We start from the raw sequence: 19,950 nt of genomic DNA on the forward strand, positions 1-19,950 counted from the left end.
CCCGCCGTACGCTGACCGCATGACCCAGATCCGCACCGGCTGCGACCTGGCGTCGGTCGACGACGTCCGCGCCGGCATCAGTGCCCACGGCGAGCGGTACCTGGCCCGCGTCTTCACCGAGCGGGAGCGCGCCGACGCCGGGGACGACCCGGAACGCCTGGCGGCCCGCTTCGCCGGGAAAGAGGCGGTCATCAAGCTCCTCCGCCCCACGCGGTCCGAGTCGGTCCCGCTCCGCGACGTCGCGATCGTCCTCGACGAGCACGGCGCTCCCTCCGTCGAGCTCGTCGGAGCGGCCGCCGGACTCGCGGCGACGGCCGGCATCACCACCGTCGACGTGTCCCTGTCCCACGAACGGGGGCTGGCGCTCGCGACGGCTGTGGCCCTCTCGGAGCGGTGACGGCGGACATGCCCGGCGAGACTGTCAACCCGTGCAGGAACGGGTCCGGAGGGTGCGGGTTCCCGCACCGGCACGGCGGTTTTCCGGGGTCGTCCGCTCCCTATGGTTGCTCACATGCAACAGGACCAGAACACCGGAGCGACCTCGCTCGCACTCGCTGACCCGACGGCCGAGCAGGCCGTCCGACGTGCGCTCGCCGACCACGGACGCCTGACCGTCGACGCCGGGGACGTCGCGTCGACCGCCGACCTCTACGCGCTCGGGCTCACCTCCCACGCCACGGTCAACGTGATGCTCGCCGTCGAGAACGACCTCGACGCGGAGTTCCCGGACCACGTACTGAACCGCGCGACCTTCGGCTCGGTGGCGTCCATCGTCGCCGCCGCCGCGCTGGCGACCTCATGACCCTGACGGACCACGAGACCCCGCTGCTGCGGACCGGACCGGTCCCCGTCGACCGCTTCGCGGAGCGCACCGCCGCCGTCGCTGCCGTCGCCGCGCAGCACGCCGACGAGGTCGACCGCGACGCCCGTCCCCCGCGCGAGGCGATCGCCGCCATGCGCGAGTACGGTCTGCTCGCCGCCGCTGTGCCGACCGGACTCGGTGGCGAGGGTGCCTCCGTCTCCGAGCTCTCGGTCATCGCGACCGAGCTCGGTCGCGCGTGCGCGGCGACGGGCATGGTGTTCGCGATGCACCAGGGGCAGGTCATGGCGCTGTGGCGGCACGGCGGCGACGGCGCCGGCGTGCTCGCGATGACCGCCGCGGTCCGCGACGGTGCCCTGGTCGCGTCGTCGACGACCGAGAAGGGCGTCGGTGGTGACGCCCGCCGCTCGACCTGCGCGATCGAGACCCTGCACACCGAGCACGAGCCCTCGTCTGCGGCCCGGATCCGCCTGCGCAAGGACGCGCCGGTCATCTCCTACGCCACCGAGGCCGACGTCGTCCTCGTCACCGCGCGCCGCGACCCCGACGCCGCCGCGTCCGACCAGCGGCTCGTCGGCTGCTGGACGAAGGACACCGTGCTCTCGCAGACCTCGACGTGGGACACGATGGGGCTCCGCGGCACGTGCAGCAACGGCTGGGTCCTCGACGCCGAGACCACGGCGGACGCGGTGTTCCGTGACGACTACGCGACGATCTCCGCGCAGACCGTCCTCCCCGTCTCGCACGTCCTCTGGGCGTCGGTCTGGCTCGGCATCGCCGCGTCGGCCGCCGAGCGTGCGCGGGCAGCGGTCCGCAAGCAGGCCCGGGCGAACGTCGGCACCACGCCCCCGGGTGCGCTCCGGCTCGCGGAGCTGCTGGTCGAGCTGCAGTTCCTCGCCGACGGCGTCCGGCACGCCGCGGAGCGGTTCGACAGCGTCGCGGACGACCCTGACACGCTCGAGTCGAGCGCGTACGCCCTCGCCGCCAACGCGCTGAAGATCGGCGCGTCCGAGCGGGTCACCGACCTCGTCACGAAGGCGCTGCGCATCGTCGGGATCGCCGGGTACGCCGCCTCCGGGCCGATGAGCATCTCGCGGAACCTCCGCGACGCCCACGGTGCCGCCGTCATGGTGAGCAACGACCGTCTCCTGCAGAACGACGCCGGACTGGCCCTGATGACCGGAGCGATCCTATGACGATCACCGACCCCACCACCGCGACCGACACGCCGCTCGACCGGGCCCGCGCAGCGTTGCGCCGGGACCTGCTCGCAGACGGTGTGCTCATCGACCTGGGCTCCCCCGGCCTGTACGGCCGGACCGGTGTCTTCGAGCGCGTGTCCAGCGCGGTCGACGCCGCCGGTGTCCGGTCGATGGCCGACCTCGACACCGCGGTGGTCCGCTTCCCGCCGGTCGAGCCCCTCGCCGCCTTCGAACGCACTGACTACATCGCCTCGTTCCCCGACCTGGCCGCGTCCATCTCGGGCTTCACCGGCGACGACCGCAAGCACCGCGAGCTGCTGGCGGCTCGCGAGCGCGGCGAGCGGTGGGAGGACTTCCTCGACCCCGCCGACCTCATGCTCACCCCGGCGGTGTGCCACCCGCTCTACGGGCTGCTGACGGGGACGGTCCCGCAGCAGGGCCGCACCTTCGACATCTTCGGTGACTCGTTCCGCCGCGAGCCGTCGCTCGACCCGATGCGCCTGCAGGCCTTCCACATGCACGAGTTCGTGCACGTCGGCACCCCGGCCTCGGCGCAGGCGCACCGCGACGGGCGTGTCCCCGTGATCCGCGACCTGCTGACCTCGTTCGGCCTCGAGATCGACGTCGTCCCGGCCAACGACCCGTTCTTCGGCCGGGTCGGCCGGATGCTGGCCCGCAACCAGGTCGAGCAGGCGCTGAAGTTCGAGTTCGTCACGCCGGTCTACGGCGACGCCGGCGACCCGACCGCGATCGGCTCGGCCAACCTGCACGAGGACCACTTCGGCACGTCGTTCGACATCCGCACCGAGGACGGCGAGGTCGCCCACAGCGCCTGCGTCGCCTGGGGACTGGAACGCGTCACCATCGCCCTCTTCGCCGCGCACGGCACCGACCCGGCTTCGTGGCCGGCCGACGTCCGTCGCGCGCTGGACCTGTGACCACGTCGCACGGGTGGTCGGGTTCCCCGGCCCTCCGTGTCGCCGTCCAGACGCCGCCGTCGGCGCGGCTCGGCGTCGTGATCTGCCCGCCGCTCGGCCAGGAGGGCGTGATCGCCTACCGCACGCTGCGCCTGCTGGCAGACCGCCTGGAGGCCCGTGGCGTGGCCTCGATCCGCTACGACCCGTCCGGACGTGGTGACGCCCAGGCCGATGCGGACCCCGACGCGCTGGTCCGGTCCGCCCGGCACGCCGCGGCCGTGCTCCGCACGACCGGTGTCGAGCGCGTCGTCTTCGTCGGACTGGCGTCGGCGGCGCTCGTCGCGGCTGCGGCGGCCACGGACGACGACGGGCTCGTGCTCTGGGACGCTCCGGAGTCGGGTCGCGCCTGGCTTCGGCGACAGCGCGCCCTGGCGACGATGACCATCGGTGCGGACCGCGTCGTCGACGGTGTCGAGACCCTGGTCGGCATCGACCTCGACCCGGACCAGCTGGCGGCCCTCGGGGCACTCCGACACGGCCCCCGGTCGGACGCCACCCTGGTGCTGGTGCGTCCCGGTGCCCGCGCCCCGAAGGCCCTCGGGGACGTCGCCGTCGTCGAGGTCGCCGGGAGCGCCGAACTCCTCGACGGCACGAGCATCCACGCGCGCATCCCCGCCGACGCCCTCGAGACGGTGGTCTCCTGGATCGACGACCTGGCACCCGCCGCCGGGACCGCCACGACCCCTCCGGAGGTGGACGACGTCCTGCACCTGGGGCACGGCGTGTCCGAGCGTGTCGTGCTCCTCGGCCCGGAGCGCCTGTTCGCGATCGAGACGGTGCCGCACGACGAGGACGCCCCCGTGGTCGTGTTGCACAACGGCGCAGCGGAGCACCGCGTGGGCGCGTCGGACTACCAGGTGGAGCTCGCTCGGGCACTCGCGCGGGACGGCGTCCGCGTGCTGCGTGTCGACCGCCGGGGCACGGGCGAGAGCTCCCCCGTGGCCGCCGACGAACGCGACTACCTGTTCGCACAGGAGTGGATCGACGACCAGGCCGCGGTGGTGGCCGCGCTCGACGTCGACCACGACCGGCTCGCGCTGGTCGGCATGTGCGCCGGCGCCTGGCTCGCGGGACGCGGGTCGTCCGCGTCCCCGCGACTCGTCGTGGAGATCAGCCCGAACGACTACCGGCGACGTGCCGCCGAACCCGGCAGCTACAGCGACGGCGTCCGGGCCGTCGACGCACCGTCACCGGCCAGACGGTGGGTGCGTGAGCGCTACAACGTGGTCGTGCCGGAGGCCCTGCGTGAGCGCATCGCGCGACGGGACCGTGCCGGCGGCGTCGTCGACCACGTCCGTCCGCTGGTCTCCGCCGGCACCGACGTCGTGATGATCGCCGCGGACGTCGACGCCGCCCTGTTCGACCGGCTCGGTGGCCGGGCGGCCCTCGCGCGCTGGGCACCGGGCGCCGAGCCGGGTTCGGTGACCCTCGTCCGCGTCCCCGGGGGCGACCACTCGCTGTTCTCCCCGCACATGCGACGGGCCGTGGTGTCCGAAGTCCGCGCGCGGGTCAGGGCCACGTTCCCGGCCGGCGTGCGACCGAGTAGGAACTGAGGGGTGCGACGAGCGACGGTGGCGGTGACGGCAGCGGCGCTCGTGGTGCTCCTGACGGGGTGTTCCGCGAACCAGGGCGCTCCGCCGTGGCCACGGCCGACGGACCTCGCCGGACGCGCCGAGGCCGCCGGACTCCACGACGTGTGGGGGCAGCGGCTGGCCGAGCACATCCACACGCACCTGTCGATCACCGACGGCGACGAGCCCGTCGTCGTGCCGGGGAACATCGGGCACTCCGCGGCACGCAGGTTCGCGGCCGAGATCCACACACACGACACCTCCGGCATCATCCACGTCGAGTCCCCGGAACGTCGGGACTTCACCCTCGGTCAGTTCTTCGACGAGTGGGGAGTCTCGCTCGGGCCCGGACACGTCGGGGGTCTGCACGGTGACGTCACGGTGTGGATCGACGGCGACCGGTGGTTCGCGAACCCGCGGTCGATCCCGCTGCGGGACCTGGAGCAGGTCGACATCGCCGTCACGACGTTCGGTGAGGCCCCGCACCGCTCGGCCGCGTTCGACTGGCCTCCGCAGTACCACTGACCGGCCGACCGGCCAGCGCCGCGACGACGGCGTCGGGGTGCTCGACGTGCGCGAAGTGGCCGCAGTCGTCGAGCAGGACCGTCCGGACGTGCGGCAGCACCTCGGCGAGGCGCTCCAGGTCCTCGACCCGGGCGAACACGTCGTCCCGTCCGGCGACCGCGGTGACCGGGCTCCGGACGGTCCGCCAACGGTCCGTGTCGTAGGCACCACCAGCGGCAGCGGCGGCCAGGAAGCCGGCGGGCCGGAGCTCCTCGACGAAGGCATCGAGCACGCTGCGGTCCAGCGCCCGCACGTGCGTGAACACCGGCGCGGCCAGCAGCCGCAGCAGGCCGACGCGCGCCAGGCCGCGCAGCATCGGCACCGCGGCGCTCCGGGCGACCGCCAGACCGGCGCGCAGCAGCGCGAACGCCGGCAGGGTCAGGACGCCGCGGAGCGGGCGCCGGGCGGCGTCCGTCGCGGCGAAGGTCGTCCCCGACACGAGCCCGATCGTCCGGATCCGCTCCGGGACGGCGACCCCGAGGTGCAGGGCGATGAACGCGCCCATCGAGTGCCCGATGACGTCGACGGCACCGACACCGACCGCGTCGAGGACCTCGGTGAGCACCCGCACGGTGTCGTCGACGCCGATCGGGGTCGTCGGAGCGGGTGACGAACCCCACCCGGGCAGGTCGACGAGGACCAGACCGCGGTCGCCGTACCCGTGTGCCGCACGGAGCAGGGGCGTCCAGGTGGTCCACGACCCGGCGACGCCGTGCAGCAGCAGCAGTGGTCGGTCGCCCGGGCGCGCGTGCACGACAACGGGGCCGGACGAGGTCGGCACGACGATGCGGGTCAGCGACCACGGGACGGGGTCTGACGACACCGGGAACGGGGCGTACGCGGTGGACGCGACCACGTCGGGTGGGGACGTCGTGTCGTGGGCGTGCACCGTGCCTCCTGTCGGGTGCGGATGCACCTGCGGAGGATTCGGAACCGGACCGACGAGCGGTTGCTAGCCGACGGTGACGGGCGCCGTGCAGGCGGCGAGCCGGTCGAGCGCCGCGCGGTACTCGGTCACGTCGCGGGCCACGCCGGGCTCGGAGATGATCGACGCGCGGATGCGGCCCTGGACGTCGATGACGAACGTCGCCCGGTTCGCGAAGCCCTTGTGCTCGAGGAACACGCCGTACTCCTTGGCGACGGCGCCGTGCGGCCAGAAGTCCGCGAGCAGCTCGAAGTCGTAGCCGTTCTGGTCGGCGAACGACCGCAACGTGGCCTTCGAGTCGACCGAGATGCCGATGAGCTCGATGCGGTTGTCCTGGAACATCGTGATGTTGTCCCGGAGGTCGCAGAGCTCGGTCGTGCACGTCGACGAGAACGCCAGCGGGAAGAAGACGAGGGCGACCGGGCGGGTGCCGCGGAAGTCGCTGAGGCGGACGTGCTCACCGAACTGGTTCGGGAGCTCGAAGTCCGGCGCGAGTGAGCCGATCTCCAGTGCCATCGTTGGGTGCTGCTTCCTCGGGCTGCGGGTGTGCCCGTCGATCCACGCCCCGCGGGTTCGCGTGGGCACGATCGGCAATCGTACGCCGACGACACGTGAATGCAAGCGTGCGCGCACCCAGCGTCCGAGTCGGTGGTGGGGCCTAGAGTGGACCGCGGCTCCCACCGACGGTCGCGACCCGATCGACCGGTGGACCACCTATGTCCACCACCACGAGAACGAACGAGGTCAAGGGTGACGGTGAACGACCAGGACCCGCGCAGCATCGCAGGGACCGACCAGGACCCGGAAGAGACCGCAGAGTGGCGTGAATCGCTCGACGGACTCGTCGCGACGCACGGCCACCAGCGGGCCCGCGAGATCATGCAGAGCCTGCTGAAGCGCTCGAACGAGCTGCACCTCGGCGTGCCGATGGTCCCGACGACGGACTACGTCAACACGATCGCTCCGGAGAACGAGCCGGAGTTCCCGGGCGACGAAGAGCTCGAGCGCCGGTACCGCCGGTGGATCCGCTGGAACGCGGCCATCACGGTGCACCGCGCACAGCGGCCCGGCATCGCGGTGGGTGGACACATCTCGACGTACGCGTCGAGCGCCGCCATGTACGAGGTCGGCTACAACCACTTCTTCCGCGCCCAGGACCACCCGTCCGGTGGCGACCAGGTCTTCTTCCAGGGCCACGCCTCCCCCGGCATGTACGCGCGTGCCTTCATGGAGGGCCGGCTCGGCGAGGACCAGCTCGACGGCTTCCGCCAAGAGCAGTCCCACGCCGGCGGCGGGCTGTCCTCGTACCCGCACCCGCGCCTCATGCCGCACTTCTGGCAGTTCCCGACCGTGTCGATGGGCATCGGCCCGATCAACGCGATCTACCAGGCGCAGCAGGCCAAGTACCTGTCGAACCGCGGCATCAAGGACGCGATGGACCAGCAGGTCTGGGCGTTCCTCGGCGACGGCGAGATGGACGAGGTCGAGTCCCGCGGCCAGCTGCAGGTCGCGGCCAACGACGGCCTCGACAACCTGAACTTCGTCATCAACTGCAACTTGCAGCGGCTCGACGGACCGGTCCGCGGCAACGGCAAGATCATCCAGGAGCTCGAGGCGTTCTTCCGCGGCGCGGGCTGGAACGTCATCAAGGTCGTGTGGGGCCGCGAGTGGGACGACCTGCTCGCACGCGACACCGAGGGTGCGCTCCTCAACCTGATGAACCAGACGCCCGACGGCGACTACCAGACGTACAAGGCGGAGAACGGTGCCTACGTCCGCGAGAACTTCTTCGGGCGCGACCCGAAGGCGCTCGAGCTGGTAAAGGACTACACCGACGACCAGATCTGGAACCTCAAGCGCGGTGGCCACGACTACCGCAAGGTCTACGCGGCGTTCAAGGCCGCGACCGAGCACAAGGGCCAGCCGACCGTCATCCTCGCGAAGACGGTCAAGGGCTACGGCCTCGGCCCGAGCTTCGAGGGCCGCAACGCGACCCACCAGATGAAGAAGCTCACGCTCGACAACCTCAAGCAGTTCCGCGACGAGATGCGCATCCCGATCTCCGACGCACAGCTCGAGGAGAACCCCTACACGCCGCCGTACTACCACCCGGGCAACGACGACGAGGCGATCCAGTACATGCACGAGCGCCGTCGGGCCCTCGGCGGGTACGTCCCCGAGCGCCGCACCAAGTACACGTCGATCACCCTGCCGGACGACGCCAAGTACCAGGTCGTCAAGAAGGGCTCCGGCAAGCAGGAGATCGCCACGACCATGGCGTTCGCCCGACTGCTGAAGGACCTGCTGCGCTCCCCCGACTTCGGCAACCGCGTGGTGCCGATCATCCCGGACGAGGCACGCACGTTCGGCATGGACGCGTACTTCCCGACGGCGAAGATCTACAACCCGAACGGGCAGCACTACACGTCCGTCGACCGCGAGCTGCTCCTGGCGTACAAGGAGAGCCCGCAGGGCCAGATCATCCACGTCGGCATCAACGAGGCCGGGGCGATGGCGGCGTTCACCGCCGTCGGCACCTCGTACTCGACGCAGGGCGAGCCGCTCATCCCGGTCTACGTCTTCTACTCGATGTTCGGCTTCCAGCGCACCGGCGACGCCATCTGGGCCGCCGGCGACCAGATGACCCGCGGGTTCATGATCGGCGCCACCGCCGGTCGCACCACGCTGACCGGTGAGGGCCTGCAGCACGCCGACGGCCACTCGCTGCTCCTCGCGACGACGAACCCGGCCGTGGTGTCCTACGACCCCGCGTACGGCTACGAGATCGGGCACATCGTGCAGGCCGGTCTCGACCGGATGTACGGCACGAACGAGGACGGCTCGCCCAAGCACGCCGACCCGAACGTCATGTACTACCTGACGGTCTACAACGAGCCGATCGTGCAGCCGGCGGAGCCCGAGGGCATCGACGTCGACGGCATCGTCAAGGGCATGTACCTGCTCAAGCGGAGCGAGCACGACGGCCCGAAGGCCCAGCTGCTGGCGTCCGGTGTCGCCGTGCCGTGGATCCTCGAAGCGCAGCAGTTGCTCGCCGAGGACTGGGGCGTGTCGGCCGACGTCTGGAGCGTCACGAGCTGGGGTGAGCTCTACCGCGACGGCCTCGCAGCGGAGCAGCACGCGTTCCTCAACCCGAACGAGCAGCCGCGCACGCCGTACGTCACCGAGCGCCTCCTCGGCACCGAGGGGCCGGTCGTCGCCGTCAGCGACTTCATGCACCAGGTGCAGGAGCAGATCCGCCCGTTCGTGCCGACCGACTACGCCACGCTCGGCGCCGACGGCTTCGGCTTCTCGGACACGCGCCCCGCGGCCCGCCGCTTCTTCCACATCGACGGCCCCTCGGTCGTCGTGCGGACACTGCAGCAGCTCGCGCGTCAGGGCCGGGTCGACGGCGCCCTCGTCCAGCAGGCGATCGACAAGTACCGCCTGCACGACGTGACCGCCGGCACCACGGGCAGCGCCGGCGGCGAGAGCTGACGCCGGTAGTGACGACACCCCGCACCGACCCTGCCGGGGGCCAGCAGAGCGACCGCGAACGCGCGCTCTCCTGGCTCCGGCAGGTGTCGGGCGAACTCTCGACCGCCACCATCAAGCGGCTCGAGGACACGCTCCCCTGGTACAGCGAGATGCCACCCGGCCGCCGGTCCGCCGTCGGCATGGTGGCGCAGGCCGGCATCACGTCGTTCATCTCATGGCTCGAGGGCAGCGCGTCGACCCCGTGGATCGCGGCCGCCGACGTCTTCGGATCGGCACCGCGCGAACTGCTGCGCTCGGTGAGCCTGCAGCAGACCCTCCAGCTCATCCGCGTCGTGGTGACGGTCGTCGAGGAACGCGCCGCCGACGACGAGATGCTGCAGGAGGCGATCCTCAAGTACTCCCGCGACATCGCCTTCGCCGCTGCCGACGTGTACGCCCGCGCGGCCGAGGCCCGTGGGCTCTGGGACGCGCGACTCGAGGCACTGGTCGTCGACTCGATCCTGTCCGGGGAGTACGACGACGAACTGCCGTCCCGCATCGCCGCCCTCGGCTGGCACGGGCACGGCGAGGTCGCGGTGCTCGTCGGGACCGCGCCGAAGCAGCTCGAGGTGGACCAGGTCCGCCGCACGGCCCGGCACATGGACGCCGACGTGCTGATCGGGGTACAGGGCTCACGACTCGTCGTGGTCATCGGTCGCGCGACCCCGCGCGACGACGTGCCCGACGGCGAGGAACCGGTCTCGTTCATGGCCATCGCGCAGTCACTCGAGCCGTTGTTCGGCGAGGGGCACCTGGTCCTCGGCAACGAGGTCCCGGGGGTGGTGGACGCGTCCACCTCGGCGAAGGCCGCACTGGCCGGCTTCGCGGTCGCGCGGGCCTGGCGCGGCGCTCCCCGTCCCGCGCTGGCCGACGACCTGCTGCCGGAGCGTGCACTCGCCGGCGACCCGCTCGCCCGGTCCGCGCTCGTGCAGCGCATCTACGTGCCGCTGAAGGACCAGTCCACCGAGCTCCTGCAGACGCTCTGGTGCTACCTGGACACCGGCCGGTCGCTCGAGGCCACGGCGCGGGAGCTCTTCGTGCACCCGAACACCGTCCGCTACCGCCTGCGCCGCGTCGCCGACATCATCGGCTGGGACGCCACGCACGCCCGTGACGCCCTGATCGTGCAGTCGGCGCTCATCCTCGGGGCCATGTCCGAGTCGGCGTCGGGCCGTCGCCGCCCGGTCCGCCGGTAGGGGTCCCACAATGTCGCTCCCCGATCTGTGTCGGGTGTCCACACGGGTGCCGCTCCCCGACCCCGACAGGATTGTCCGGTGATCGTCGTCGTCGCGCCCGGACAGGGCTCCCAGACCCCCGGCTTCCTCGCCCCCTGGCTCGAGGACGCCGCCGTCCGTGACCGCGTCGGGGAGTGGTCCGAGGCGATCGGCGTCGACCTCGCCCTGCACGGCACCGAGTCCGACGCGGACACGATCAAGGACACCGCGCTCGCGCAGCCGCTCATTGTCGCGGCCGGCATCGTCACCGCGGACGCGCTGCTGGCCGACGGCCGCCGCGCCCTGGTCGGCGGCGTCGCCGGCCACTCCGTCGGGGAGTTCACCGCGGCGGCGGTCGCCGGCGTCCTGCAGCCGACCGACGCCGTCGCCCTGGTCGCCGAACGCGGGCGCGCGATGGCCGACGCGGCCGCGCTCGAGCCGACGTCGATGGCCGCGGTCCTCGGTGGCGACCCGGACGAGCTCGCGCAGGCGCTCGAGGCGCACGGCCTCGTCCCCGCGAACCACAACGGCGGCGGACAGACGGTCGTCGCCGGCCCCGCCGCAGCGATCGCCGCCCTCGCCGCCGACCCGCCCGCCAAGGCCCGCGTGGTGCCGCTCGCCGTCGCGGGTGCGTTCCACACGCGCTTCATGAGCCCGGCCGTCGACCGCGTGGCCCCGGTCGCCGCGTCGGCGTCCGTCGCCGACCCCACGCTCCCGATCTGGACGAACGCCGACGGCTCCCGTGTCGACGACGGCCGCCATTTCGTCGACCTGATGGTGCGCCAGATCGCCAGCCCCGTGCACTGGGACGCCGTGATGGACTCGTTCCGACAGGCCGACGTCACCGGGATCATCGAACTCGCGCCGGCCGGCGCACTCGTCGGACTCGCGAAGCGCGGCCTGCGCGGCACGCCCACCGTCGCGATCAAGACCCCCGAGGACCTGCCGGCCGCGATCGAACTGCTGCAGAGCGCCCAGGGCGCGGAGAAGACCGAGGTGACCGCGTGACGGACGCAAGCAACACCGACGACCGGGCCACGAACCTCCAGGCCGGCCCGACCGCGACGGTCCGTCCGGTGCTGTCGCAGCGCCGCGGACACGAGTTCAGCCGCATCCTCGGGTTCGGCGCCGCCCGCGGCGAGAAGACCGTCCCGAACGACGACCTGATCGGGCCGATCGACTCCTCCGACGAGTGGATCCGCCAGCGGACCGGCATCATCACGCGCATGCGCGCCGGTGCCGACGTCGAGGCCGTCGACCTGGCCGAGGCCGCCGCACGCGAGGCGATCGCGAAGTCCGGCATCACCGCGGACCAGATCGGCGTCGTGCTCGTCAGCACCGTCACCCACACCGTCGCGACCCCGTCGATGGCAGCGCTCCTCGCCGAGCGCATCGGCGCCACCCCCGCGGCGGCGTACGACATCAGCGCCGCGTGCGCCGGGTACGCCTACGGCATCGCCCAGGCCGACTCGTTCGTGAAGTCCGGCGTCGCCGACCACGTGTTGGTCGTGGGCGCCGAGAAGCTCAGCGACGTCGTCGACCCGACGGACCGCTCGATCTCGTTCCTGCTCGGCGACGGAGCGGGCGCCGCGATCGTCGGACCCAGCGACTTCGCGGGGATCGGCCCCAGCATCTGGGGGTCCGACGGCTCCAAGTGGGACGCGATCGGCATGACCGCGACCTACAACGAGTGGGCGGCCGGCGCTCCCCGGCCGACGATGCGACAGGCGGGGCAGACCGTGTTCCGCTGGGCCGTCTGGGAGATGGTCAAGGTCGCACGCGAAGCACTCGACGCCGCCGGGGTCCGCCCCGACCAGCTCGCCGCCTTCGTGCCGCACCAGGCGAACATCCGCATCATCGACGAGTTCGCCAAGCAGCTCGGCATCCCGGAGTCCGTGATGATCGCCCGCGACATCACGACGACGGGCAACACCTCGGCCGCGAGCATCCCGCTCGCGACGCACCGCCTGCTCGAGGAGCACCCCGCCCTGTCGGGCGGCCTCGCCCTGCAGATCGGGTTCGGCGCCGGACTCGTGTTCGGTGCGCAGGTGGTCGTCCTGCCCTAGGACGACCGCCACTTCCCACAGTCCCGCCCGGCGGCGGGCGCGGGTCCACCCCGTGCCCTAGGCTGGTCCACGGTCAAACGACACCCCCCTCAAGGAGACACCATCATGGCCCTGTCCAACGAAGAAGTCCTCGCCGGCCTGGCCGAGCTGATCAACGACGAGACCGGCATCGCGACCGACACGGTGCAGGCCGACAAGTCGTTCACGGACGACCTCGACATCGACTCCATCTCGATGATGACGATCGTCGTCAACGCCGAAGAGAAGTTCGACGTCAAGATCCCCGACGAAGAGGTCAAGAACCTCAAGACCGTCGGTGACGCCGTCGACTTCATCGTCAAGGCCCAGGCCTGACACGAACTTCCTGAGCGCCGTGGTCCGGCTCGACCTCACCGGTCACGGGCCGCGGCGCTCGCCATGTCCACCTCAGCAGAAACCAGTCGTTCCATGACCAACAAGACCGTCGTCGTCACCGGGATCGGTGCGATCTCCCCCCTCGCCGCGACCGCCTCGGAGACCTGGGACGCCCTGCTCGCGGGCAAGTCGGGCATCACCAGGATCGAGGACCCGCGCTTCGCCGAGCTCGAACTCCCCGTCGAGTTCGCCGGCCAGGCGCGCCACTGGATCACCGACCAGCTCACCCGCCCCGAGACCAAGCGGCTCGACCCCTCGTCGCAGCTCTCGCTGATCGCCGCGCGCGAAGCCTGGGCCGACGCCGGCATCGACAACGCGACCGTCGTCCCCGAACGGCTGATCGTCGACTGGGCCACGGGCATCGGCGGGGTCAACACCCTGCTCGACGCGTGGGACACCCTGCGTGAGCGCGGCCCGCGGCGCGTCCTGCCGATGACGGTCCCGATGCTGATGGCGAACGGGCCGGCAGCGGCCATCGAGATGGAGTTCGGTGCCCGCGGTGGCGCCCGGACCTACCTCTCCGCCTGCGCGTCCTCCACCGAGTCCCTGGCCGAGGCCTACCGGCACGTCGCGACCGGTGACGCCGACATCGTCATCGCCGGTGGGGCCGAGGCGGCACTGCACCCGATGCCGCTCGCGTCGTTCGCAGCGATGCAGGCGCTCTCGCGTCGCAACGACTCCCCCGAGACAGCATCGCGTCCGTACGACGTCACGCGTGACGGCTTCGTGCTCGCCGACGGTGCTGCAGCGCTGATCCTCGAGACGAAGGAGCACGCCGAGGCCCGCGGCGCGAAGATCTACGCCGAGGTCGCCGGCGCCGGCATCACCTCGGACGCGTTCCACATCACGGCGCCCGACCCCGAGGGCAGCGCAGCCGCCCGCGCCGTCCTCATGGCGCTCGAGCACGCCGGTGCCACGCGTGAGGACGTCGTGCACGTCAACGCGCACGCCACGTCGACCCCGGTCGGGGACATCGCCGAGTACCACGCGATGCGCCGGGTCTTCGGGGACCACCTCGACTCCGTCGTCGTGTCGGCCACCAAGGCCTCGACCGGACACCTGCTCGGTGGTGCGGGTGCGCTCGAGGCCGTGTTCACGGTCCTGGCGCTGCACGAACGGGTCGCCCCGCCGACGATCAACCTCACGCAGCAGGACCCCGAGATCGTCATGGACGTCGCGACCGCACCGCGCGAGCTGCCCGAGGGCGACCTGGTCGCGCTGAGCAACTCGTTCGGCTTCGGTGGCCACAACGCGGTCGTCGCGTTCCGCTCGGCCTAGAGCGACGCGGCGCACGGCACCGCGGAACGGACACGGCACCTCGCGATCGCGGGGTGCCGTGTCCGTTCCCCGGTGCCGTCTGAGGAGCCACCGGACAGGAGGCCCGGTGCGGCTTCCCGGCGTCGCCTCGGCCCGGTCGTGCGGAGCAGTGACACACACGAGACGCCGCCGTGTTCGGCGGCGTCTCGCGGGATCGGGGGCGCGCTGGGCGCGGTCGCGGCGGGTCAGCCGACGCGGTGGAGCCAGACGACGGGGTTGCCCTCGGCGGCGTGACGGAACGGCTCGAGCTCGTCGTCCCAGGCCTGCCCGAGTGCCAGCCGCAGTTCGCGGTGCAGTTCGAGTGCGTTGCTGCCGGCGACCTCCATGGCGTAGCGCACACGGTCCTCGGGGATGACCATGTTGCCGGTGACGTCGGTCTGCGCGTAGAAGACGCCGAGGTCGGGCGTGTGCATCCACCGGCCGCCGTCAGAAGCCGCTGTGGGTTCCTCGGTGACCTCGTAGCGCAGGTGCTCCCATCCGCGCAGCGCGGAGGCGATGGCCGCTCCGGTGCCGATCGCGCCGGTCCACGTGTACTCGGTTCGACGGGCGCCGTCCTGAGCGGGCTGGTCGAGCCATGAGAAGTTCACGGCGCGACTCATCGCGCGACCTGCTGCCCATTCGACGTGGGGGCAGAGCGCGCGAGGGGAGGAGTGCACGTAGAGCACTCCCGACGCAGTCCCGGTCATGGTTCCTCCGATCATCAGGTGCGACTTCCCCATCGACCTGTGCAGGAGGCCCATCGGCCAGTGCTGGAGGATCCGTGATCAGCGCTCGAGAGCGGCCCGGAACCATCGATATGCGATTGTGATGTCCTGTCGGACACGCCCATTATGCAGCGTGCCCGCTGGGAACGGCAAGGCCGCGCCCGCGATCAGTGGAAGACAGCCCCGTCGACGTCGAGCGGGTGTCGCTCCCCCGCCGCGATCGGCGCGCTCACGCGGTTCGACGGCGGTGGGATCGGGCAGGCGTACTGGTACGAGAACGCGCACGGCGGCAGCACCAGCCGGTTCCAGTCGAGCTCGACCTCGGCGGCGACGCCGGGGTCGTCGAGGAACAGGAACCGACCCATCGAGTAGGCGCTGCCGGGGTCGCTCTCGGGCAGCGCACTCGTGCCGTCCTGGACGATCAGCTGGAGTCGCTGCGTCCCGCCGTACGGCGCCGACCGCACCGCGACGAGCTCCGCCGTCTGCCCGCCGACAGTCGTCGTGACCGTGCCGGCGACCACGAGCGGTTCGCCGGCGGCGTCGAGGACGTGACCAGGCGCCGCGTGGTCGGAGACCGGGACGAACCGGCCAGTGGTGACGAACCCATCGGACGCGGGGAACCTATCGATGCGCGCGAAGCGGGTGATCGCCTCGGCGGCGGGATCCCAGACACGCAGGGTGTGTCCACCGCCGGTCGCCGCGACGGTGCCGGCGCGCCCGTCGGGGAACGCGACGACGGAGGCGACCACGGCGTCGTCCCCAGCGACCAGGACCGTGCCGTCGACCGGCACCCCGTCGACGACGACCCCGTCCTCGGCACCGGCGGTCACGGTCAGTCCGCCCGTGGCGGGGGCCCACTGACCGGGTACGGGCCAGACCACCTGGGGCTGGTCGACCCGCTGCGCATTGACCAGGGCGAGCGGCCCACGCGGACTGCGCACCCAGCGATCACGTGCCGTCGCTGCGTCGTCGAGCTCGGTCACGCCTGCTCCTGCCGGGGGTAGATGACCTTCTGCACGATGATGATCACCGATGCGGCGACCGGGACCGCGACGAGTGCACCGAGCACCCCGCCGATCGTGGCCCCGGCGACGGCCGCGATCACGACGAGGGCACCGGGGACCTGGACCGCGCGGGACATGATGCGCGGCGAGATCAGGTACGACTCGACCTGCATGTACACCAGGTAGTAGATCGCCGCGGCGAGGGCCGTGGCGGGGGACGCGAACAGGCACAGGAGCGAGATGACGATCGCGGCGCCGATGGTGCCCACGAGCGGGATGAGCGAGCCCATGAACGCGAAGGTGGCCAGCAGCACCGGCAGCGGCGCGCCGATGATGAGCAGGAAGACCAGGCTGAGGACCCCGTTGATGCCGGCCTGGCTGATCTGTCCGACGACGTACCGGCCGACCGACGAGGTCACCTCTTCGCTGACGGCGATGTAGTTCTGCCGACGCGACGCCGGGACGAAGCGGTACATCATGCGCTTCATCCCCCGCATCGACGCGAGGAAGTAGAGCATCAGGATGAGGACGATGAGGGCGCCCGTGAGCCCCGACAGGATGCCGCTGCCGACCGCGAGGATCCCGCCGCCGAGACTGAGGAGGTTGCCCGGGTCCTCGACGAAGGACTGCACCGACTGCAGCGCGTGGTCAACGTCGAACGAGCCGGCGAACTGCTTCGAGAGGTTCTGCACCCACTCCAGCTGTGAGACGTTCTCGACGATGTCCGGGAAGTTCTGCACCAGGTTCGTGGCCTGGGCGATCAGGATCGGCACCACGGCGAACACGACCCCGGCGAACGCGGCCAGCACCGTGATCACCACCGCGAGGATGGCCAGCCAGCGCGGGATGTAGCGCTCGAGGAACGTCACCAGCGGGTCGAGGCCGAGCGCGATGAACAGGGCGACGCCGATGTAGACCAGGACGGTCGACAGCTGGCCGATCAGCGAACCCGCCAGCAGGGCGACGAGCACACCGATGCCGCCCATGAACCCGATGCGGAAGGCGTTCACGCGCACGCCGGTGGATCCCTTGGAGGCCTCGAACGTCACGTTCGGGGTGGGGCCTTGGCTATCGACCACGTCAGGTCCGTGGCTCTTGTTCTTGCGGAAGTGCACGTGGGGCGGGCCGGCCTTTCGGGTCTTCTCGGACCCGCGCTGGGTCACGACGTGGAGCGGGCCAGCGTCAGGAACTTCTCGAACCCGCGCTGGGTCACGACTACGTGGGGCGGGCGGGACTCGAACCCGCGAATCGTTCCGTTATGAGCAGACTGCCTTGACCAGCTTGGCTACCGCCCCTCGTCGGCAGGCCTAGGCCACCGGTTCACCACGATACAGCGCCTCGAACGTCGTGAGCGTGCGGTTGATGTCGTGTGCCTCGATCATGGCGAGGCTCCGTGCACGCATGGCCGTGTACTCCTCGTCGGAGGCGGTGAGCACCATCGTGAGCTTGTCGGCGAGGTCACGCTCGCTGCCCGGCTCGAAGAGGTACCCGTTGCCGTCGATCAGGTGCGGCAGCGCCATGGAGTCGGCGGCCACGACGGGGAGTCCGGAGGCCATCGCCTCGAGCGACGAGATGCTCTGGAGCTCCGCGGTGGACGGCATCGCGAACACCGTCGAGTTCGTCAGCGCGCGGTACTTGACCTCGTCCGAGACGAACCCGAGGAACGTGACGCGGTCCTCGATGCCGAGTTCCTTCGCCAGGGCGGTGAGCTTCGGGATCATCTCGCCGTCGCCGACGATGGTGATCGTCGCGCGGAGTTCGGACGGCAGCAGTGGGAGCGCGCGGAAGAGCACGTCGAGGTTCTTCTCCGGCGCGATCCGCCCGACGAAGGTGATGTCGTTGGTGGCCGGGCGGCCCTCACGCGCCAGGTACCGCGAGGCGTCGATGCCGCAGGAGATCGCGAGCACCCGCTGTCCGGCGATCGCCTTGCGGAGGTAGTCGGCAGCCAGGTTGGTCGGCGTGGAGATGACGTCGGCGAGCCGGTAGGTGTGCGCGGCGTCGTTCCACGCGATCTTCAGCGCGATCGGCAGCGTGAACCGGCCGAACGGCGTGTACTCCAGCAGGTTCTCCGGCATGAAGTGGTTCGTCGCGATGATGCGGATCCCGCGGTCGTGCGCCTCGCGGGCGACGCCCCGACCGACGATGATGTGCGACTGGATGTGCACGACGTCGGGCTTGAACGCGTCGATGATCGGTGCGACGTGCTTGCGGACCGTCCAGGGCCACGCGAACCGGAGCCACGCGTGCAGCGGCCACTTGTACGAGGGCAGACGGTGCACGACCAGGTTGACCCCGTGCAGTTCCTCGTCGTAGGTGCCGTGGTGACGGTTGGCAGCCGGCGCGATCACGTGGACCTCGTGGCCGCGCTCGATGAGTCCGACGGCGAGCTGTTCGGTGAAGGTCGCGGCGCCGTTGACGTCCGGGGCGAACGTGTCGGCGGCCATGAGCACCCGCAGTGGCCGGTGCTCCGTGGGGTGGTCGAGCGGGGCGGGGGTGGCGTCTCCTGACACGGCGGGCGTCGTCCTCTCCTGGGCCTTCGTCCGGTACCCGTTGCTGGCGCTGGTACCGGGCTGGTCTGGGTGTGAAACGCTACCGTACGCCGATCGGTGGGCACGTCCGCCGCGCGGCTGACATGCGCCCGGACCGACGGGGCGGCAGGGCGAAAGGACGGCAGCGCCGCCGGCACGCCTACCGGCGCGCGGCCTCGGGGTGGTGCTTGGCGAGCAGGAACACGCCCGTGACGGCGATCGCCGCAGCGACGACGAACCCAAGCACGGCGATCACCGGCGCACCGGAGGCCTCACCGAGCACGATCACGCCGATGCCCACCGCCACGATGGGGTCGACCACGGTCAGCCCCGCGATCACCAGGTCCGCAGACCCGGTGGAGTACGCGTTCTGCACGAAGTACCCGCCGAGGGCCGCCGCGACGACGACCCCCACGATGGCCAGGACGGTCACCCAGTCGAACGTGTGGTTCACGAAGCGGTTGAGCGTCACCTTGGCGAGCGTCGCGACGAACCCGTAGAGGATGCCGGCCCCGACGATGTAGTACAGCGCGCTCTTGTGCTTGGCCACGACACGGAAGGACACGAGCACCAGGGCGAGCACCACGGCCAGGATCAGCAGCACCGTGATCAGCTGGGGCTGGGTGATCGCGCTCTCGTGCCCGACGAACGCTGCGATCGCGACGAAGATGCCGACGCCGATGATGCAGGTCCACACCGCGCGGCGCGCCGGCTGCCCGAGCGGGATGCCCGACGAGCGGGACGAGAACCACGTGGTGATCACGAGCGCCACCGCACCGAGGGGCTGCACCACGATCAGCGGTGCGAACGTGATGCTGATCAGCTGCAGGACCACGGCGATCCCGAGCATGAGCGTGCCGAGCACCCAGTAGCCGCTGCCGAGCAGGGCCATGACGTGCCCGATGCTCAGCCCCTTCGACTGCTTGCCGAGCTTCGCCTCGACGCGCTTGACCCCGCGCGACTGGAACTGCGCCCCCAGGGACAGGAACACCGCTCCGACGAGGGCGACCGGGATCATCAGCGCCTGGAACGGCGTCAGGTTGCTCACTGCCGCAGGCAGCTGGAGGTCCGGCGTCACGCGTCGAGGCTAGCCGACACGGCCGGATAACC

Annotated in this window: 19 protein-coding genes and 1 tRNA gene; 12 read left to right on the forward strand and 8 right to left on the reverse strand. The window is 71.3% G+C overall.

The genetic code is table 11. The annotated features are described in order from the left end of the window. Positions 1-19 precede the first annotated feature (19 nt). From ASG04_RS13535 to ASG04_RS13560, 6 genes are all read left to right on the forward strand, one after another. A complete protein-coding gene (locus ASG04_RS13535; RefSeq protein WP_056125289.1) occupies positions 20-397 on the forward strand; it encodes a holo-ACP synthase in 378 nt (125 codons plus the stop codon). A gap of 114 nt (positions 398-511) precedes the next feature. Beyond that, complete coding sequence (locus ASG04_RS13540) at positions 512-802, forward strand: acyl carrier protein (RefSeq protein WP_056125291.1); 291 nt, start codon at positions 512-514, stop codon at positions 800-802. Next, complete coding sequence (locus tag ASG04_RS13545; RefSeq protein WP_082518135.1) at positions 799-2,016, forward strand: acyl-CoA dehydrogenase family protein; 1,218 nt, start codon at positions 799-801, stop codon at positions 2,014-2,016. The genes ASG04_RS13540 and ASG04_RS13545 overlap by 4 nt, the downstream gene beginning before the upstream one ends. After that, on the forward strand, positions 2,013-2,960 hold the full coding sequence (locus ASG04_RS13550; RefSeq protein ID WP_056125293.1) for an amino acid--[acyl-carrier-protein] ligase: 948 nt from the start codon (positions 2,013-2,015) through the stop codon (positions 2,958-2,960). The genes ASG04_RS13545 and ASG04_RS13550 overlap by 4 nt, the downstream gene beginning before the upstream one ends. Beyond that, positions 2,957-4,552: an alpha/beta fold hydrolase gene (locus tag ASG04_RS13555; protein ID WP_056125296.1), complete on the forward strand. Its 1,596-nt coding sequence runs from the start codon at positions 2,957-2,959 to the stop codon at positions 4,550-4,552. Before ASG04_RS13550 ends, ASG04_RS13555 begins: the two co-directional genes overlap by 4 nt. A 3-nt stretch (positions 4,553-4,555) precedes the next feature. Beyond that, a complete protein-coding gene (locus ASG04_RS13560; protein ID WP_056125298.1) occupies positions 4,556-5,095 on the forward strand; it encodes a hypothetical protein in 540 nt (179 codons plus the stop codon). Here ASG04_RS13560 and ASG04_RS13565 read toward each other — a convergent pair. Both ASG04_RS13565 and ASG04_RS13570 read right to left on the reverse strand, forming a co-directional pair. Further along, positions 5,031-6,023 (reverse strand): alpha/beta fold hydrolase, encoded by a 993-nt coding sequence (locus ASG04_RS13565; protein WP_056125301.1) that lies wholly within the window; start codon positions 6,021-6,023, stop codon positions 5,031-5,033. The two genes, ASG04_RS13560 and ASG04_RS13565, sit on opposite strands and share 65 nt — an antisense overlap. 63 nt (positions 6,024-6,086) lie before the next feature. Beyond that, positions 6,087-6,575: a peroxiredoxin gene (locus ASG04_RS13570; RefSeq protein WP_056125303.1), complete on the reverse strand. Its 489-nt coding sequence runs from the start codon at positions 6,573-6,575 to the stop codon at positions 6,087-6,089. A gap of 234 nt (positions 6,576-6,809) precedes the next feature. Here ASG04_RS13570 and aceE point away from each other — a divergent pair, with 234 nt between their 5' ends. The 6 genes from aceE (at position 6,810) to ASG04_RS13600 (ending at position 14,565) form a co-directional block, all read left to right on the forward strand. Next, positions 6,810-9,554, forward strand: coding sequence for a pyruvate dehydrogenase (acetyl-transferring), homodimeric type (gene aceE / locus ASG04_RS13575; RefSeq protein ID WP_056125305.1), 2,745 nt, complete (start codon positions 6,810-6,812; stop codon positions 9,552-9,554). 8 nt (positions 9,555-9,562) lie between these two features. Then, entirely contained in the window at positions 9,563-10,789 is a 1,227-nt protein-coding gene (locus ASG04_RS13580) for a PucR family transcriptional regulator (RefSeq protein ID WP_056125306.1), read from the forward strand. A gap of 78 nt (positions 10,790-10,867) precedes the next feature. Then, positions 10,868-11,815 (forward strand): ACP S-malonyltransferase, encoded by a 948-nt coding sequence (locus tag ASG04_RS13585; RefSeq protein WP_056125308.1) that lies wholly within the window; start codon positions 10,868-10,870, stop codon positions 11,813-11,815. Positions 11,816-11,883: 68 nt separating this feature from the next. Beyond that, the gene (locus tag ASG04_RS13590; protein WP_056125825.1) at positions 11,884-12,873 is read left to right on the forward strand and encodes a beta-ketoacyl-ACP synthase III; all 990 of its coding nucleotides are present in this window, start codon (positions 11,884-11,886) and stop codon (positions 12,871-12,873) included. A gap of 105 nt (positions 12,874-12,978) precedes the next feature. Continuing rightward, entirely contained in the window at positions 12,979-13,227 is a 249-nt protein-coding gene (locus tag ASG04_RS13595; RefSeq protein WP_056125310.1) for an acyl carrier protein, read from the forward strand. Between the two features lie 93 nt (positions 13,228-13,320). Then, a complete protein-coding gene (locus tag ASG04_RS13600) occupies positions 13,321-14,565 on the forward strand; it encodes a beta-ketoacyl-[acyl-carrier-protein] synthase family protein (protein WP_056125312.1) in 1,245 nt (414 codons plus the stop codon). 224 nt (positions 14,566-14,789) lie between these two features. Here the strand turns inward: ASG04_RS13600 and ASG04_RS13605 are convergent, their stop codons facing one another. The 6 genes from ASG04_RS13605 to ASG04_RS13630 form a co-directional block, all read right to left on the reverse strand. Next, positions 14,790-15,290 carry a DUF3145 domain-containing protein gene (locus ASG04_RS13605; RefSeq protein ID WP_082518210.1) on the reverse strand — a complete coding sequence of 167 codons (501 nt, stop codon included), beginning with the start codon at positions 15,288-15,290 and terminating at the stop codon, positions 14,790-14,792. Positions 15,291-15,475: 185 nt separating this feature from the next. Then, positions 15,476-16,291, reverse strand: a complete 816-nt coding sequence (locus ASG04_RS13610; RefSeq protein ID WP_056125314.1) for a DUF1684 domain-containing protein — start codon at positions 16,289-16,291, stop codon at positions 15,476-15,478. Further along, entirely contained in the window at positions 16,288-17,475 is a 1,188-nt protein-coding gene (locus ASG04_RS13615) for an AI-2E family transporter (protein ID WP_235515545.1), read from the reverse strand. The genes ASG04_RS13610 and ASG04_RS13615 overlap by 4 nt, the downstream gene beginning before the upstream one ends. Before the next feature lie 57 nt (positions 17,476-17,532). Further along, positions 17,533-17,607: transfer RNA gene (locus ASG04_RS13620), tRNA-Ile, on the reverse strand. A gap of 12 nt (positions 17,608-17,619) precedes the next feature. Continuing rightward, positions 17,620-18,822 (reverse strand): glycosyltransferase, encoded by a 1,203-nt coding sequence (locus ASG04_RS13625; RefSeq protein ID WP_056125317.1) that lies wholly within the window; start codon positions 18,820-18,822, stop codon positions 17,620-17,622. Between the two features lie 178 nt (positions 18,823-19,000). Next, positions 19,001-19,918: a hypothetical protein gene (locus ASG04_RS13630; RefSeq protein ID WP_056125318.1), complete on the reverse strand. Its 918-nt coding sequence runs from the start codon at positions 19,916-19,918 to the stop codon at positions 19,001-19,003. Between the last annotated feature and the right edge of the window lie 32 nt (positions 19,919-19,950).

This window comes from Curtobacterium sp. Leaf183, from assembly GCF_001424385.1.
Classification (GTDB): Bacteria; Actinomycetota; Actinomycetes; order Actinomycetales; family Microbacteriaceae; genus Curtobacterium.